Here is a 14,985-nt window from a genome sequence, read left to right on the forward strand (position 1 = left end):
TCCGAGGGTCGCACGCCCGATCGGGCGACGGCACTGCGACACGCGGGTGACGGCCCGTCGGGCCGGGACGAACCAGCCGAAAGCAGGTGCATCCCGACCACCGGACCGAGCCCGACTGAGCCGCTGTCAGCGCCGCCCGGCACCGCCCGGCGGGCGGGATAGCGTGGGAGTCGTGTCGTACTTCGATGTCGCCTCCACCGCCCCGCTGCACCCCGTCGCCCGCCAGGCGCTGACCGCCGCGCTGGAGGAGGGCTGGGCCGACCCGGCCCGGCTGTACCGCTCCGGCCGGCAGGCCCGGATGCTGCTGGACGCGGCCCGCGGGACGGTCGCCGAGGTGCTCGGCGCCCGGGCCGACGAGATCGCGTTCACCGCGAGCGGGACCCAGGCGGTGCAGCTGGGCGTGCTCGGCGCGCTGCGCAGCAACCGCCGCCGGGGCGCGCACCTGCTCCACTCGGCGGTCGAGCACTCCTCGGTGCTGCACGTCGCCGAGCAGCACGAGGCGCAGGGCGGCGAGGTGGACGCGGTGCCGGTCGACCGCCACGGCCGCGTCGACCCCGCCGGCTACGCCGCGCGCCTGCGGGAGGGGACGGCGCTGGCGGTGCTGCAGAGCGCCAACCACGAGGTCGGCACCGTGCAGCCGGTGGCCGAGGTCGCGGCGCTCTGCGCGGAGCGCCAGGTCCCGCTGCTGGTGGACGCGGCGCAGAGCGCGGGCCGGCAGCCGGTGCCCGCCGGGTGGTCGCTGCTCACGGCCTCCGCGCACAAGTGGGGCGGCCCGGCCGGCGTCGGGGTGCTGGCCGTCCGCAAGGGGGTGCGGTACGCCTCGCCGCTGCCGGCCGACGAGCGCGAGGGCGGCCGGGTGCCGGGGTTCGTCAACGTGCCGGCGATCGTGGCCGCGGCGGCCTCGCTGCGCGCGGTCCGGGCCGAGGCCGAACGGGAGAACGACCGGCTGCACGCGCTGGTCGAGCGGATCAGGACCCGGGTGCCGCAGCTGGTGCCGGAGGTGGAGGTGGTCGGCGATCCGGTGCGCCGGCTCCCGCACCTGGTCACCTTCTCCTGCCTGTACGTGGACGGCGAGGTACTGCTGAGCGAGCTCGACCGGGCCGGGTTCGCGGTCTCCTCGGGCTCCTCGTGCACCTCCTCGACCCTGACCCCGAGCCATGTGCTGGCGGCGATGGGGGTGCTGACCGAGGGCAACGTGCGGGTCTCGCTCCCGTACGGGGTGGCCGAGGCGGACGTGGAGCGGTTCCTCGCCGTGCTGCCGGACCTGGTCGCGGGCGTCCGGGCGCCGCTCGGGCTGGAGCCGGTGGCCGCGACGGCGCCGGCCCCGGCTTCGGCGTCCCCGGTGCCGGAACCGGCGGCGGACCCGCTGGTGGTGGACGCGCTCGGCAAGCGGTGCCCGCTGCCGGTGATCGAGCTGGCCAAGCGCTTCGGCGAGCTGCCGGTCGGTGGCACCGCGGCGGTGCTGGCCGACGACGAGGCCGCGCGGCTGGACATCCCGGCGTGGTGCGCGATGCGCGGGCAGGAGTACCTCGGCGAGGCCCCGGCCGCCGGGTACGGCGGCGACCGGGGCCAGGCCTACCTGGTGCGCCGGGTCAGCTGAGCTTGGCCCGGACCTCGGCGGCGGCCTCGGCGCCGTAGGCGGCCTCGAAGCGCTTGAGGAAGGAGCTCCGGCGCAGCTGGTACTCCTGGGTGCCGACGGTCTCGATCACCAGGGTGGCGAGCATGCAGCCGAGCTGGGCCGAGCGCTCCAGGTCGAGGTCCCAGGACAGGCCCGCCAGGAAGCCGGCCCGGAAGCCGTCGCCGACACCGGTCGGGTCGGCCTTGCGGTCCTCGGCGGGGCAGCCGACGGTGATGTCCGGCTCGCCCTTGCGCTGGATCCGGACGCCCTTGGCGCCCAGGGTGGTGACCCGGGTGCCGACCCGGGTGAGGATCTCCTCCGCGCTCCAGCCGGTCTTGGTCTCGATCAGCGCGGCCTCGTACTCGTTGGTGAACAGGTACGCGGCGCCGTCCACGATCTCGCGGATGTCGTCGCCCTCCAGGCGGGCCAGCTGCTGGGAGGGGTCGGCGGCGAAGGCGTACCCGCGGGTGCGGCACTCCTGGGTGTGGCGGACCATGCCCTGCGGGTCGTCCGCGCCGATCAGCACCAGGTCGAGGCCGCCGACCCGGTCGGCGATCGGCTTGAGCTCGATGTTGCGGGCCTCGGCCATCGCGCCGGTGTAGAAGGACGCGATCTGGTTGTGGTCCTGGTCGGTGGTGCACATGAAGCGGGCGGTGTGCCGGGTCTCCGAGATGTGCACCGACTGGGTGTCCACGCCGTTGCGCTCCAGCCAGCTGCGGTACTCGTCGAAGTCCGCACCGGCCGCGCCGACCAGGATCGGGCGCAGGCCCAGGCTGCCCATGCCGAAGGCGATGTTGGGGCCGACGCCGCCGCGCCGGATGTCGAGCGTGTCGACCAGGAAGGAGAGCGAGACGGTGTGCAGCTGCTCCGCGACCAGCTGATCGGCGAAGCGACCGGGGAAGGTCGTCAGGTGGTCGGTGGCGATCGAGCCGGCGACGGCGATACGCACGGTGGTCTCCTCGGGCGGAAGGGGGCCGGAAGCGGTGAACGGTAACTCACCTACGGTACAGGGGTCCGTGCGCCGGGCCGACCGTCCGTCGTCCGAGTGCTACCCCGTGGTAGGCCTGGCTAGGCCGCCCGGGCGGGCCTAGGGTCGCAGACAGGGGGCCCGACCGGGCCTCTCCAGGGCCGCGGCACCGCGCCGCGGCGCGGCGATCGGAGCGAATCACCGATGATTCCCAGCCATTCCCCCGTCAGGCCGACGAGCACGCCGCGGGGCGACGCCGATCCGGACAGCCTGGCCGCGCTGGTCCGCTCCTCCCGGCGGCTCGGCCGGTTCTGGCCCCCGCTGGCGTCCGGTCCGCAGCCGGCCGCGGTCGCGCCGGGCGGGGTGAAGGTCTCGCCCGGGGCGCAGCGCCTGGTGGCGGGCATGCCGGACTACGGCGGCTGACGTCCGGATCCACCGCCGGGGAACCGGATTCCTCCGGGGCACGTCAGATCCGCGCAGCACCGCGGAGGCGGGCTGCGCAGCCCTCGGGAGGAAGTCACACCATGGACGACAGGACCGCAGCCGTACCGTTCCGCAGCGCCCGCCGCCGGGGCGCCGTCGCACTGGCAGCCCTGCTGGTCGGGGCGGGTGCGCTGACCGCGTGCGGGCAGACCGGGTCGACCACGGCCTCGGACAGCTCCTCGGCCGGGGCGGGCTCCTCGGGAGCCGCATCGCCGAGCGGGCCCGCATCGAGCGCGGCGGCCTCGCCGCCGGCCTCGGCCTCCGCCCCGGCGTCCACGCCGCCGGCCGACCCGAGCGCGCAGCCGTCCGCCGGGAGCCCCACCAAGCCCGGTATCGCGGTGGGCGAGCCGGACCCGTCGGCGCCGAAGTACCCGGCGCTCGGCTACCGGGTGGACGGTGCCAGCACGCTGGTGGTGTCGTTCTACGGCGGCACCTGCGACAAGTACGGGCTGAAGGCCGAGGAGCCCACGCCCGGGGTGATCCGGGTCCGGGTGGTGATCGCCCAGCCCGCGCCCAAGGGGCAGGCGTGCGCCGCGCTGGTGAGGGTGAACGAGGTGTCCGCGACGCTGCCGCAGCCGTTCCACGGCGAGGCGGTGCTCGACGTGGCGACCGGCGAGCAGGTCCAGCCGGGCGGCCAGCCGGCCGGTGGGCCGCGCTGACGCCGATCCGTGGCACGGAACGGCCGGGAACGGCCGAAGGGCGGCCCCGGGATGATCCCGGGGCCGCCCTTCGGCAGATCAGCGCTTAGCTGAACGAGTCGCCGCAGGCGCAGGAGCCCGTGGCGTTCGGGTTGTCGATGGTGAAGCCCTGCTTCTCGATGGAGTCGACGAAGTCGACGGTCGCGCCGCCCAGGTAGGGGGCGCTCATCCGGTCGGTGACGACCTTCACACCGTTGAAGTCCTTCACGACGTCGCCGTCCAGCGAGCGCTCGTCGAAGAACAGCTGGTAGCGGAGGCCCGAGCAGCCGCCCGGCTGCACGGCGACCCGCAGCGCGAGGTCGTCGCGGCCCTCCTGGTCGAGCAGGCCCTTCACCTTGGCCGCTGCGGCATCGGTGAGCTGGATGCCACTCTCGACCTTGGTGGTCTCGTCCTGGACGGTCATGCTTACTCCCGGTCTTTGACGACTATCTGCCGCCAGTGCCAACCAGCGGCCTCCCGGAATCATTTCCGGTCGGTGGTGCTTCCGGGGGACTTTTCGTCGCCCGCTCCCCCACACACCCATGCTCGCACACCGCGGCACCCTGGTCACCGCCCGATCCGGGCGAACCGGCCACGTCACGGGCCCTGTGCGGCGAGGATGGCAGGCGTGATCCTTCGTCAGCTCCAGGACACGGCCACCGACGCCAGGGCCGTGCAGCGCGTGGTGCGGGCTGCCGCGCGCCGCCCGCCCGGCGGTGCGACCGAACGGCCCGGCGACCGGCCCGCGGTGGTGCGGCAGCTGGCGCTCACCCGGCACCTGGTGCGGGCGGACCCGGCCGGCTGCTGGATCGCCGAGCGGGACGGCGAGCCGCTCGGCGCGGCGCTGTCGCTGCGCCGCGAGGGCGTCTGGATCATGGCGCTGTTCGCGGTGGTGCCGCAGGCCAGGGGCCACGGGGTCGGCCGGCTGCTGCTGGAGCGCACGGCGTCGTACGGGCGGGGCTGCCTGCGCGGGATGGTGTGCGGCTCGCCGTCGCCGGCGGCGGCCCGGCACTACCGGCGGGCCGGGTTCACCCTGCACCCGGCGATGGCGCTGAGCGGCTCGGTGGACCGCGCCGGGCTGCTGGACCCGGGTGACATCCCGGTGCACCCCGGGGGCACCGGGCAGCTGCACCTGCTCGACTCGGTGGACCGCCGGCTGCGCGGCGCGGCGCACGGGCCGGACCACGCCTACCTGATGGGCCACTACGAGGAGCTGCTGATCGCGGACAGCCTGGCCGGCAGCGGGTACTGCTACCGGGACGGCGGGGCGGTGCGGCTGCTGGGCGCGACCTCGAAGCGGATCGCGACCCGGCTGCTGCGGGAGGCGCTGGCCCGGGTCCCGGACGGCACCGAGGCGCGGGTGGAGCACCTCACGGCGGAGCAGGAGTGGGCGGTGGACGTCGGCCTGGAGCTGGGCCTCACCCTGGAGACCCGCGGCTACCTCGCGCTGCGCGGGATGCGGCCGCCGACGCCGTACATACCGGACGGCGGGCTGCTCTAGGGCTTGTCTGACAATTCCCGCCGGGCGCGCGACGCCGGGCATCCCGCCTGAACGCACCGGCGAAACGTCCAAGTACGTCCAGTACGAGGACGCTTCGCCGGCACGCCCAGCCGGGCGCCCACCGCCGCGCGCTCATCCGACGCGAATTGTCAGACAAGCCCTAGGCCGCAGCCCCCCGAGGTCAGGGAAAGCCGCCGGCCGGGGGCGCTCCCCCGGCCGGCGGGCGCAGGCTCAGACCATGGTGGCGAGGATCTCCTCGACCATCTCCATCGTGGTGCCCGGGTGGAGGAAGGCGAAGCGGGCGACCGTCTCGCCGTCCCAGCCGGTGGGGGTGACGAAGCCGATCTGGTCGGCGAGCAGCTGCTGGGACCAGCGGTAGTAGTCCTCGCGGGTCCAGCCGGTGCGGCGGAAGCAGACGGCCGACAGCTGCGGGTCGTGCAGCAGCTCCAGGTGCTCGGTGTCCCGGATCACCTGGGCGGTGTCCCGGGCCAGCGTCAGCCCGGCCTCGATCGCGTCGGTGTACGCCTGGGTGCCGTGCACCGCAAGCGAGAACCAGAGCGGCAGGCCGCGGGCGCGCCGGGTCAGGTGGTAGGCGTAGTCGGTGGGGTTCCACTCGTCGCCCTCGGTGTGCAGGACGTCCAGGTAGGAGGCGTCCTGGGTGTGCACGGCCCGGGCGAGCTGGGGGTTGCGGTAGATCAGCGCGGCGCAGTCGAAGGGCGCGAACAGCCACTTGTGCGGGTCCACCACGAAGGAGTCGGCGTGCTCGATGCCGTTGTAGCGCTCCCGGACCGAGGGGGCGAACAGGCCCGCGCCGCCGTAGGCGCCGTCGACGTGGAACCACATGCCGCGCTCGCGGGTGACCTCGGAGAGCCCGGCCAGGTCGTCGACGATGCCCTCGTTGGTGGTGCCGGCGGTGCCGACCACCGCGATCACCGTCTCCGGGTTCGGGTCGGCGGCCAGCGCGGCGCGCAGCGCCTCGCCGGTGAAGCGGCGGTCGACAGTCGGGACCTTGAAGGCCTCCACGCCGATGATGTTGAAGGTGTTCTTGACCGAGGAGTGCACCTGGTCGGCGACGGCGATCCGCAGCCGGGCCTCGGGGCCGACGCCGAGCCGGCGCCGGGCGGTGTCCCGGGCGACCACCAGCGCGGACAGGTTGCCGGCCGAGCCGCCGGAGACGAAGGTGCCGCCGGCGGTGCCGGGCAGGCCCGCCCGGTCGGCGATCAGGCGCAGCACCTGGTTCTCGGCGGCGATCGCGCCGGCCGCCTCCAGCCAGGAGATGCCCTGCAGGGAGGCGCAGGAGACCACCATGTCGAAGAGCAGCGCGGCCTTGGTGGGGGCGCACGGGATGAACGACAGGTAGCGCGGGCTGTCGGCGGAGATCACGGCTCTGGAGAGCTCGTGGTCGTAGAGCTTGAGCACGTCGGCGGCGTCGTTGCCGCGCTCGTTCAGCAGGCCGGCCAGCTGGCGGCGCAGGTGGTCGCCGTCGCCGGGGTGGTCGAGCGGTACGGGGTCGTACTGGAGCCGCTCGCGCATGTAGTCGAAGACCAGGTCGACCAGCTCGTTGTCGGGCTGGTGCATGCGGTGCGGGGCTGCGGACACCGGTGTCCCTCTCAGTCGTTCTCGCGGCTCGACGGGCTGCTCCCGGAGCGGGGATTCCGGCGGCTGGTGGGGCTGGTGGGGCCGTCCGGACGCTCTTCAGCCTAGGCAGCAGAAACGTTCCGCCGCGCGTCGGAACGAGGCCCTCCGGGACGGATTCGAGCGCGTTCGGGGCACCTCGCGCAGGAATCCTGCGCGGCTCCTCCCGGGGCCCTTTCCGGCCGGTCGGCCGGTCAGCCGATCAGCCGGGAGAGCACCACCGAGCTGCGGCTGCGCTGCACGCCGGGCTCCTTGCGGATCCGCTCGATCACCGCCTCCAGGTGCCGGGTGTCGGCGGCCCGCAGGTGCACCAGCGCGTCCGGGTCCCCGGTGACCGTCCAGGCGGCGACCACCTCGGGGAACTGCCGCAGGCTGGCCAGGATCTCCTCGGGCGCGGTGCGCTCGCGGCAGTAGACCTCGACGAAGGCCTCGGTCTGCCAGCCCAGCACCGCCGGGTCGAGCACCACGGTGAAGCCCCGCACCACGCCGCGCGAGCGCAGCCGGTCGATCCGGCGGCGGACGGCGGTGGCGGAGAGGTTGGCCAGCAGCCCGATCTCCGCGTACGAGGCGCGGCCGTCCCGGCTCAGGTGGCGCAGCAGCAGCCGGTCGGTCTCGTCCAGCGACGCCCCGCCCTGGTCTGCCGGTCGGTGCGTGGTCATCGGTGCGGGCTCCACGGGTGGTGCGGGTGGGGAGGTCGGGCCCCGTCGCGGACGGCGCCCGACCCCATTCTGACCAGGACCGGGGTCAGTCCACCAGCAGCACGATCTTGCCCCTGGTCCGGCCCTCGGCGTTCAGCGCCTGTGCGGAGGCCGCCTGGGCCAGCGGGAAGGTGGACGCCACCGGCACCCGCAGCGCGCCGCGGTCGGCCAGCGCGGCCAGTTCGGCCAGCCCCTCGGCGTCCGGGCGGACGAAGACGTAGTGCCCGCCGCGGGCCACCACGCCGTAGTCGGTGATCGAGGCCAGCCGGGCGGGATCGGCCACCAGCTGGGCCGACACCTCCAGCGGCTCGCCGCCGCCGACCAGGTCCAGCGCGGCGTCCAGACCGGCGGGGGCGAGCTCGCGCAGCCGGTCCACCAGCCCTTCGCCGTACGCCACGGGTTCGGCGCCCAGGCCGCGCAGGAACGCGTGGTTGCGCTCGCTGGCGGTGCCGATCACCCGGGCGCCGATCGCCACCGCGAGCTGCACCGCGAGGCAGCCGACCCCGCCGGCCGCGCCGTGGATCAGCACGCTCTCGCCCGGCCGCAGGTCGAGCGCCCCGACCAGGCACTGCCGGGCGGTCAGGCCGGCCAGCGGCAGACCGCCGGCCTGCGCCCAGTCCAGCGAGGCGGGCTTGCGGGCCAGCGTGCGCACGGGGGCGGAGACCAGCTCGGCGTAGGTACCGTGTTCCACCGCGTCCTTGCGGACGTAGCCGATCACCTCGTCGCCCGGGGCGAACTCGGTGACCGCGCCGCCGACCGCCAGCACCACGCCGGCCAGGTCCCAGCCCATGATCAGCGGGAAGTGGACGTCCATCAGGCCGTCCATCGCGCCCTCGCGGATCTTCCAGTCGACCGGATTGACCCCGGCCGCCCTGACCTGCACCAGGACCGAGTCGGGCCCCACCTTCGGGTCCGGCAGCTCGGTGTACTCGACGACCTCGGGGCCGCCGTACCTTCTGATCGCGATTGCCTTCATGGCTCAAGCCAAGCGCGACCGGGCCCGGATATCGATTCGGGCACGCCGGGAAGACGCCGAACCGGCGAGCGGTTCTCGTCACACTGACAGGACGGCCATCGTCAGAGTGACGCTAACGGGTTATCATAGATAGTGTCAGATAGACGAGAAGGCTGGTTCGTTCGATCGGCCGCACAGGAGGGCACCCGCCCGTGACCACCACCACCGAGACCTACGGCGTCGACCCCACCCCGACGCCGCTCGCACTGCTGCTCCTCGGCCGCGAGGCCGACCCGAACAGCGAGCGCGGCGTCGAGTGCCCGGGCGACCTGCCCGCGGCCTCCGACCCCGACCTGGTCGAGCGCGCCCGGGCGGCCAAGGAGAAGCTGGGCGACCGCGTCTTCATCCTGGGTCACCACTACCAGCGTGACGAGGTCATCGAGTTCGCCGACGTCACCGGTGACTCCTTCAAGCTGGCCCGGGACGCGGCCGCCCGACCGGAGGCGGAGTACATCGTCTTCTGCGGCGTGCACTTCATGGCCGAGTCCGCGGACATCCTCACCAGCAGCGCCCAGCAGGTCGTGCTGCCGGACCTCGCGGCCGGCTGCTCGATGGCCGACATGGCCACCGCCGAGCAGGTCGCCGAGTGCTGGGACGTGCTGACCGAGGCGGGCATCGCGGACGTCACCGTCCCGGTCTCGTACATGAACTCCTCGGCCGACATCAAGGCGTTCACCGGCAAGCACGGCGGCACCATCTGCACCTCCTCCAACGCCCAGCGGGCCCTGGAGTGGGCGTACGAGCAGGGCAGCAAGGTGCTCTTCCTGCCCGACCAGCACCTCGGCCGCAACACCGCCGTGCGCGACATGGGCTTCTCGCTGGACGACTGCGTGCTCTACAACCCGCACAAGCCGAACGGCGGGCTGACCGTCGAGCAGCTGCGCGACGCGAAGATGATCCTGTGGCGCGGCCACTGCTCGGTGCACGGCCGGTTCTCGCTGGACTCGGTCAACGACGTGCGGGCCCGGATCCCCGGGGTCACCGTGCTGGTGCACCCCGAGTGCAAGCACGAGGTGGTCTCGGCCGCCGACATGGTCGGCTCGACCGAGTACATCATCAAGGCGCTGGACGCGGCCGAGCCCGGCTCCAAGTGGGCCATCGGCACCGAGCTGAACCTGGTCCGCCGGCTGGCCAAGGCGCACCCGGACAAGGAGATCGTCTTCCTGGACCGGGCGGTCTGCTTCTGCTCCACCATGAACCGGATCGACCTGCCGCACCTGGTCTGGGCGCTGGAGTCGCTGGTGGACGGCCGGGTGCCGAACGTGATCACGGTCGACCCGGAGACCGAGAAGTACGCCAAGGCGGCGCTGGACCGGATGCTCGCCCTGCCGTAAGGCGGCGGGCCTGCGGCATGCAGGAACGTTTCCGCACGCCCGTGCGGACATGGAGCGGGGCGGCACCCGGTGGGTGCCGCCCCGCTCCATGTCACGGACTACTACTCCGGAAGCCCCGGGATCAGGCCGTCGCCCTCGTCCCGCAGCAGTTCGCGGACCTGCTCCACCGTCGCCTCGGCGTCCGGGAGGATCAGATCGGACGGCTCCAGGGAATCGTCCGGCAACGGCGAGCCGAACTTCCTCACCGCTTCGAGCAGGTTGCCGAGCGCGGCCCGGAAGGCCGTCTCGTCACCCGCCTCCAGCGCGGTGAGCAGCTCGTCGTCGAGCCGGTTGAGCTCGTTCAGATGGCCGTCGCCGACCTTGAACTGCCCCTCACCCATGACCCTCATGATCATGCCGCGCGTCTCCCGGTCCGTCGAGGTCAGGTCACTTGTTGTAGTTGATGGTGGGCGGGTTGTCCTGCTTGCCCTGCTCGATCGCCTGCGGCGCCCCGCCCGGGGTGCCACCGGTGAGTTCGGCCTTCATCCGGGCCAGCTCCAGCTCGACGTCGCTGCCGCCGGCCACCCGCTCCAGCTCGGCCTCGATGTCGTCCTTGCGGCCGAGACCGCTGGCGTCGTCGAGCGCGCCGGAGGCCAGCAGCTCGTCGATCGCACCGGCCCGCGCCTGCATCTGGGCCGTCTTGTCCTCGGCCCGCTGGATCGCGAGGCCGACGTCGCCCATCTCCTCCGAGATGCCCGAGAAGGACTCCGCGATCCGGGTCTGCGCCTGGGCCGCGGTGTAGGTGGCCTTGATGGTCTCCTTCTTGGTGCGGAAGGCGTCCACCTTGGCCTGCAGCCGCTGGGAGGCGAGCGTGAGCTTCTCCTCCTCGGCCTGGAGCTGCTGGTACTGCACCTCCAGGTCGGTGATCTGGGACTGCAGGTTCGACTTGCGGGTCAGCGCCTCGCGGGCGAGGTCCTCGCGGCCGAGCGAGAGCGCCTTGCGGCCCTGGTCCTCGTACTTCGCGGACTGCTGCTGGAGCTGGGTGAGCTGCAGCTCCAGGCGCTTGCGCGAGGTGGCCACGTCGGCGACGCCCCTGCGCACCTTCTGCAGCAGTTCGAGCTGCTTCTGGTAGGAGTAGTCGAGCGTCTCGCGCGGGTCCTCCGCCCGGTCCAAGGCCTTGTTCGCCTTGGAGCGGAAGATCAGCCCCATACGCTTCATGATTCCGTCGCTCATGGGCCTCGAGTGCCCCCTTCTTCGGGCCTGCGGATTCGTCTCGTAACACGTCGAGTGTATTCGCAGCGAGGTGGTCGCCGCAGTGCACGAGCTGCAACAAGACTGCTACACCGGGCGCCCGTGCGGCATCGTCCCTGGGGTGGATCCGACCCTGATCCCATGATCCACCGGAGGCCGGGGCCACCCCTGAGGGACACGCCCGGGTGATCGATACCGGTTCGGGTCCGACGGCCCTGGCCGAAAGCACCCGGTCAGCACGTACGCTGGTGGTGTGTTCCGACGCCGCTCAGATGACGCCTCCTCCGCCACCGCGCTGGCCGAGCAGGACGAGAAGACCCTGTCCCGTGACCCGCAGGCCCCCAAGGGCCGGCCGACGCCCAAGCGCAGTGAGGCGGAGGCCCACCGGCGGACCCGGGTGACCGTGCCCAAGGACCGCAAGGAGGCGAACCGCCAGGCCCGCGACCGGATGCGCACCGAGCGCGAGAAGCAGCGCACCGCCCTGCTCGAGGGCGACGAGCGCTACCTCCCGGCCCGCGACAAGGGCCCGGTGAAGCGCTTCGCCCGCGACTACATCGACTCCCGCTGGTCCGCCGCCGAGTTCTTCCTGCCGTACGCGGTGGTCGTGCTGGTGCTCAGTGTGATGCAGGTGCAGTCGCTCCAGGTGCTGTCGACCCTGCTCTTCATGGCCTTCTTCGTCGTGGTCATCCTCGACTTCCTGCGCCTGGGCCTCGGCCTGCGCAAGGCCCTGCGCGAGCGCTTCCCGAACGACAACTCCCGCGGCGTGGTCGCCTACGCGATGATGCGCACCCTGCAGATGCGCCGGCTGCGGCTGCCCAAGCCGCAGGTGAAGCGGGGCGAGCGGCCCTGACCGCGGAGCCGGTCCCGCCGTACTGGGTGTCCGCGGTCGATCCGCAGACACCCGGGCTGTACGCGCTGCCCGGGCAGGGCGGCGGCCAGCACGACCGGTTCACCGCACCGCTGCCGCCCGCCCACCTGCCGCCCGCCCACCTGCCGCCCGCCCACCTGCCGGCCCGCGGGATGCCGCCGCTGGGCAGCGCCGCCGGCCAGTGGCTGGAGCGGCAGGGCGGGCTGCGCAACCTGGTCCGCCGGGAACTGGTCGCCCGGCAGCTCGCCGAGCAGCTGGCCGGGCACACCGGCCTGCGGGTGCTCGACGTCGGCTGCGGCCAGGGCACCCAGGCGCTGCGCCTGGCCCGCGCCGGCCACCTGGTCACCGGCCTCGACCCGGACCCGGTGACCCTCGGCGCCGCCCAGGCCGCGCTCGCCGCCGAGCCGGACGAGGTGCGCGCCCGGGTGCAGCTGCTCACCGGCGACGGCCACCACTGCGGGCGCTGGTTCGGCCCGCGCAGCTTCGACGTGGTGCTCTGCCACGACGTGCTCAGGTACCTCTCCGACCCGGATCCGCTGCTCGCCTCGCTGGCCCGGGTGCTGGCCCCCGGCGGGGTCCTCTCGCTGCTGGTGCGCAACGCCGACGCGCTCGCGATGCGCCCCGGCCTGGCCGGCGACTGGCGCGGCGCCCTGCACTCGTTCGACTCGGTGCGCTACACCAACCGGCTGGGCCTGTCGGCCCGCGCCGACCGGCTGGCCGACCTCTCCGTCACGCTCACCGAGATCTCGGTGCCGCTGCGCGCCTGGTACGGCGTGCGGGTCTTCACCGACAACACCGCCGACCACGAGGCGCCGGTGGACGGCCGCCAGCTCGCCCAGCTGCTGGACGCCGAGGAGCGGGCCGGCCGGCAGGACCCGTACCGCCAGGTCGCGGCCCTGCTCCACGTCTTCGGCGGCAAGTAGGCCGCCGGGCGGGCTCAGCCCTCGTGCAGGCTCATGGTGTAGATCACCTGGTCGTCGTCGCGCAGCACCGCGCGGTCCGCGCCGCCCTCCACCAGGTCCTTCCAGCTCTCGCCGATCCACGACTCCGCGTCGCCCTGGCTGCTGAACTCCTCCTGGCCGCCGGCCTCGACGGCCTGCGAGCCGTCCTCCTTCTCGAACCGCCACGTCCACACCATGCCGTGCTCCTCCCACCGTCCGACCGCTGTGTCGTACGGACAGTAGCGTGCCCGCCGTGATCGGTCCCATACCCTCACCGGCACGCTTCTCCGGCAGGATGGGGCGCATGGCCCAGCTCCCCCGCACCCTGATCCTCGGCGGCGCCCGTTCCGGCAAGTCGACCCGGGCCGAGCAGCTGCTCGCCGACCACCCCGACGTGCTGTACGTGGCGACCGGCGGGCGCCGGGAGGGCGACGTCGACTGGGCGCAGCGGATCGAGCTGCACCGCGAGCGGCGGCCGGCCGGCTGGCGCACCGCCGAGACCTGCGACCTGGAGCCGGTGCTGGCCGACCGCACCGACCCGGCGCCGGTGCTGGTGGACTGCCTCGGACTGTGGCTGACCACGGTGATGGACGAGCACGACGCCTGGGCGGACGACCGCTGGGCGGCCGGTGGTGAGGAGGCGGTGCGGGCCCGCTGCGAGGCGCTCGCGCTGGCCTGGCGGCGGACCGCCCGTCAGGTGGTCGCGGTGAGCAACGAGGTGGGGATGGGCGTGGTCCCGGCCACCGCCGCCGGCCGGCGCTTCCGCGACACCCTCGGCCGGCTGAACATGGCGGTGGCGGACGGCTCGGAGCGGGTGCTGCTCGTCGTAGCGGGTCAGACGCTGACCATCAAGCCTGCTGCTGCCTGACGACGGGTGCCGTGTAGCCTTCCGGACGATGGACACCACCGTGGATCTCGATACGTTCTCCTCGCTCGTCGAGCGCCCCGACGAGAGCGCGCGGCGCGCCGCCGAGGAGCGCTGGCAGGCGTCGGCCAAGCCCCGTGGCGGGCTCGGGCAGTTGGAGGAGCTGGGCAGCTGGCTCGCCTCGGTGCAGGGCGCCGCGCCGACCCGGCCGCTGGTGGCGGCGAAGGTGCTGCTCTTCGCCGGCGACCACGGCGTCGCCTCGCTCGGGGTGTCCCGGCCCCAGGCGCCCGGCGGCACCGCCCGCCGGATCCGCGCCGTGCTGGACGGCACCGCGCCGGTCGCGCTGCTCGCCCGCCGCTACGGCGCCCAGGTCCGGGTGGTCGACCTCGCGGTGGACGCCGACCCCGGGGAGTTCCCGGAGGAGGTGGTCCGGCACCGGGTGCGCCGCGGCTCCGGGCGGATCGACGTCGAGGACGCGGTGAGCGCCGAGGAGGCCGCCCGCGCCTTCCGGGCCGGTGTTGCGATCGCCGACGAGGAGGCCGACGCCGGCACGGACCTGGTGGTCCTCGGCGACCTGGGGGTCGGCTCGACCACCGTCGCCGCCGTGCTGGTGGGCGCGCTCTGCGGCACCGACGCCGCCGCCGTCACCGGGCGCGGCTCGGGCATCGACGACCGGATCTGGATGGTCAAGTGCGCCACCGTACGGGACGCGCTGCGCCGCGCCCGCCCGGTGCTGGGCGACCAGTTGGCGCTGCTGGCGACCTCCGGCGGCGCGGACTTCGCCGCGATCACCGGCTTCCTGCTGCAGGCCGCGGTGCGCCGGCTGCCGGTGGTGCTGGACGGCGTGGTCTCGGCCGCCTGCGCGCTGGTGGCGCAGCGGATCGCGTTCCGGGCGCCCGAGTGGTGGCAGGCCGGCATGTCGACCGGCGAGCCGGCCCAGGCGAAGGCGTACGACCGGCTGACCCTGACCCCGGTGCAGGACCTCGGCGTCTCGATGGGCGAGGGCACCGGCGCACTGCTGGCGCTGCCGCTGCTGCAGGCCGCCTCGGACACCCTGGCCGAGCCGTCGGCGGTGCCGGCGGCCGGCCCGCTGGAGCCGCGGCCGCCGGCCCGGCTGCCGAGCGCGGCGGAGCTGCTGGGCCGGGGCTAGGGG

General features: G+C 73.9%; 16 protein-coding genes and 1 pseudogene. 9 read left to right on the forward strand and 8 right to left on the reverse strand.

Translation table 11 applies throughout. The features are described 5' to 3' along the window. Positions 1 to 172 precede the first annotated feature (172 nt). Positions 173 to 1,600 carry a cysteine desulfurase/sulfurtransferase TusA family protein gene (locus ABT014_RS03320; RefSeq protein ID WP_350636508.1) on the forward strand — a complete coding sequence of 476 codons (1,428 nt, stop codon included), beginning with the start codon at positions 173 to 175 and terminating at the stop codon, positions 1,598 to 1,600. On the opposite strand, the gene ABT014_RS03325 is transcribed toward ABT014_RS03320, so the two are convergent. After that, the gene (locus ABT014_RS03325) at positions 1,593 to 2,567 is read right to left on the reverse strand and encodes a carbohydrate kinase family protein (RefSeq protein WP_350636510.1); all 975 of its coding nucleotides are present in this window, start codon (positions 2,565 to 2,567) and stop codon (positions 1,593 to 1,595) included. The genes ABT014_RS03320 and ABT014_RS03325 overlap by 8 nt on opposite strands. Positions 2,568 to 2,789: 222 nt before the next feature. Here ABT014_RS03325 and ABT014_RS03330 point away from each other — a divergent pair, with 222 nt between their 5' ends. Both ABT014_RS03330 and ABT014_RS03335 read left to right on the forward strand, forming a co-directional pair. Next, positions 2,790 to 3,008 (forward strand): hypothetical protein, encoded by a 219-nt coding sequence (locus tag ABT014_RS03330; RefSeq protein WP_350636512.1) that lies wholly within the window; start codon positions 2,790 to 2,792, stop codon positions 3,006 to 3,008. 101 nt (positions 3,009 to 3,109) lie between these two features. Beyond that, positions 3,110 to 3,727, forward strand: coding sequence for a hypothetical protein (locus ABT014_RS03335; RefSeq protein WP_350636514.1), 618 nt, complete (start codon positions 3,110 to 3,112; stop codon positions 3,725 to 3,727). Positions 3,728 to 3,812: 85 nt separating this feature from the next. Here ABT014_RS03335 and erpA read toward each other — a convergent pair whose 3' ends face one another. After that, positions 3,813 to 4,169 carry an iron-sulfur cluster insertion protein ErpA gene (gene erpA / locus ABT014_RS03340; RefSeq protein ID WP_350636516.1) on the reverse strand — a complete coding sequence of 119 codons (357 nt, stop codon included), beginning with the start codon at positions 4,167 to 4,169 and terminating at the stop codon, positions 3,813 to 3,815. A 204-nt stretch (positions 4,170 to 4,373) separates the two neighbouring features. Here erpA and ABT014_RS03345 point away from each other — a divergent pair, with 204 nt between their 5' ends. After that, positions 4,374 to 5,246 carry a GNAT family N-acetyltransferase gene (locus tag ABT014_RS03345; RefSeq protein ID WP_350636518.1) on the forward strand — a complete coding sequence of 291 codons (873 nt, stop codon included), beginning with the start codon at positions 4,374 to 4,376 and terminating at the stop codon, positions 5,244 to 5,246. A 231-nt stretch (positions 5,247 to 5,477) separates the two neighbouring features. On the opposite strand, the gene ABT014_RS03350 is transcribed toward ABT014_RS03345, so the two are convergent. The 3 genes from ABT014_RS03350 to ABT014_RS03360 form a co-directional block, all read right to left on the reverse strand. Next, entirely contained in the window at positions 5,478 to 6,824 is a 1,347-nt protein-coding gene (locus ABT014_RS03350) for a pyridoxal phosphate-dependent decarboxylase family protein (protein ID WP_350636520.1), read from the reverse strand. Positions 6,825 to 7,075: 251 nt separating this feature from the next. After that, positions 7,076 to 7,540 (reverse strand): Lrp/AsnC family transcriptional regulator, encoded by a 465-nt coding sequence (locus tag ABT014_RS03355; protein WP_350636522.1) that lies wholly within the window; start codon positions 7,538 to 7,540, stop codon positions 7,076 to 7,078. A gap of 85 nt (positions 7,541 to 7,625) precedes the next feature. Next, positions 7,626 to 8,555, reverse strand: a complete 930-nt coding sequence (locus ABT014_RS03360) for an NADP-dependent oxidoreductase (RefSeq protein ID WP_350636525.1) — start codon at positions 8,553 to 8,555, stop codon at positions 7,626 to 7,628. A gap of 191 nt (positions 8,556 to 8,746) precedes the next feature. Here ABT014_RS03360 and nadA point away from each other — a divergent pair, with 191 nt between their 5' ends. Beyond that, positions 8,747 to 9,928, forward strand: a complete 1,182-nt coding sequence (gene nadA, locus ABT014_RS03365; RefSeq protein WP_350636527.1) for a quinolinate synthase NadA — start codon at positions 8,747 to 8,749, stop codon at positions 9,926 to 9,928. Positions 9,929 to 10,029: 101 nt separating this feature from the next. On the opposite strand, the gene pspAA is transcribed toward nadA, so the two are convergent. Then, on the reverse strand, positions 10,030 to 10,323 hold the full coding sequence (gene pspAA, locus ABT014_RS03370; protein ID WP_350636529.1) for a PspA-associated protein PspAA: 294 nt from the start codon (positions 10,321 to 10,323) through the stop codon (positions 10,030 to 10,032). Between the two features lie 31 nt (positions 10,324 to 10,354). Continuing rightward, complete coding sequence (locus ABT014_RS03375) at positions 10,355 to 11,140, reverse strand: PspA/IM30 family protein (protein WP_350636531.1); 786 nt, start codon at positions 11,138 to 11,140, stop codon at positions 10,355 to 10,357. Between the two features lie 271 nt (positions 11,141 to 11,411). On the opposite strand from ABT014_RS03375, the gene ABT014_RS03380 reads away from it, so the two are divergent. Further along, positions 11,412 to 12,008, forward strand: coding sequence for a DUF3043 domain-containing protein (locus ABT014_RS03380; RefSeq protein WP_350636533.1), 597 nt, complete (start codon positions 11,412 to 11,414; stop codon positions 12,006 to 12,008). 170 nt (positions 12,009 to 12,178) lie between these two features. After that, positions 12,179 to 12,949, forward strand: coding sequence for a methyltransferase domain-containing protein (locus ABT014_RS03385; RefSeq protein WP_350636913.1), 771 nt, complete (start codon positions 12,179 to 12,181; stop codon positions 12,947 to 12,949). 14 nt (positions 12,950 to 12,963) lie between these two features. Here ABT014_RS03385 and ABT014_RS03390 read toward each other — a convergent pair whose 3' ends face one another. After that, positions 12,964 to 13,164 carry a hypothetical protein gene (locus ABT014_RS03390; protein WP_350636535.1) on the reverse strand — a complete coding sequence of 67 codons (201 nt, stop codon included), beginning with the start codon at positions 13,162 to 13,164 and terminating at the stop codon, positions 12,964 to 12,966. Positions 13,165 to 13,256: 92 nt separating this feature from the next. Between ABT014_RS03390 and cobU the strand changes: the two are divergent. Then, a pseudogene (gene cobU, locus ABT014_RS03395) lies at positions 13,257 to 13,835 on the forward strand (bifunctional adenosylcobinamide kinase/adenosylcobinamide-phosphate guanylyltransferase); the annotation flags it as partial. Positions 13,836 to 13,863: 28 nt separating this feature from the next. Further along, positions 13,864 to 14,982, forward strand: a complete 1,119-nt coding sequence (locus ABT014_RS03400) for a nicotinate-nucleotide--dimethylbenzimidazole phosphoribosyltransferase (protein ID WP_350636537.1) — start codon at positions 13,864 to 13,866, stop codon at positions 14,980 to 14,982. The last annotated feature ends 3 nt before the right edge of the window (positions 14,983 to 14,985 follow it).

The organism is Kitasatospora sp. NPDC094015 (genome assembly GCF_040304075.1).
Classification (GTDB): Bacteria; Actinomycetota; Actinomycetes; order Streptomycetales; family Streptomycetaceae; genus Kitasatospora.

Coding starts and splice junctions, on each gene's coding strand:
- ABT014_RS03330 (WP_350636512.1), top strand. CDS start 2,790: ATGATTCCCAGCCATTCCCCCGTCAGGCCGACGAGCACGCCGCGGGGC.
- ABT014_RS03335 (WP_350636514.1), top strand. CDS start 3,110: ATGGACGACAGGACCGCAGCCGTACCGTTCCGCAGCGCCCGCCGCCGG.
- erpA (WP_350636516.1), bottom strand. CDS start 4,169: ATGACCGTCCAGGACGAGACCACCAAGGTCGAGAGTGGCATCCAGCTC.
- ABT014_RS03350 (WP_350636520.1), bottom strand. CDS start 6,824: ATGCACCAGCCCGACAACGAGCTGGTCGACCTGGTCTTCGACTACATG.
- ABT014_RS03355 (WP_350636522.1), bottom strand. CDS start 7,540: ATGACCACGCACCGACCGGCAGACCAGGGCGGGGCGTCGCTGGACGAG.
- ABT014_RS03360 (WP_350636525.1), bottom strand. CDS start 8,555: ATGAAGGCAATCGCGATCAGAAGGTACGGCGGCCCCGAGGTCGTCGAG.
- pspAA (WP_350636529.1), bottom strand. CDS start 10,323: ATGATCATGAGGGTCATGGGTGAGGGGCAGTTCAAGGTCGGCGACGGC.
- ABT014_RS03375 (WP_350636531.1), bottom strand. CDS start 11,140: ATGAGCGACGGAATCATGAAGCGTATGGGGCTGATCTTCCGCTCCAAG.
- ABT014_RS03385 (WP_350636913.1), top strand. CDS start 12,179: ATGCCGCCGCTGGGCAGCGCCGCCGGCCAGTGGCTGGAGCGGCAGGGC.
- ABT014_RS03390 (WP_350636535.1), bottom strand. CDS start 13,164: ATGGTGTGGACGTGGCGGTTCGAGAAGGAGGACGGCTCGCAGGCCGTC.
- ABT014_RS03400 (WP_350636537.1), top strand. CDS start 13,864: ATGGACACCACCGTGGATCTCGATACGTTCTCCTCGCTCGTCGAGCGC.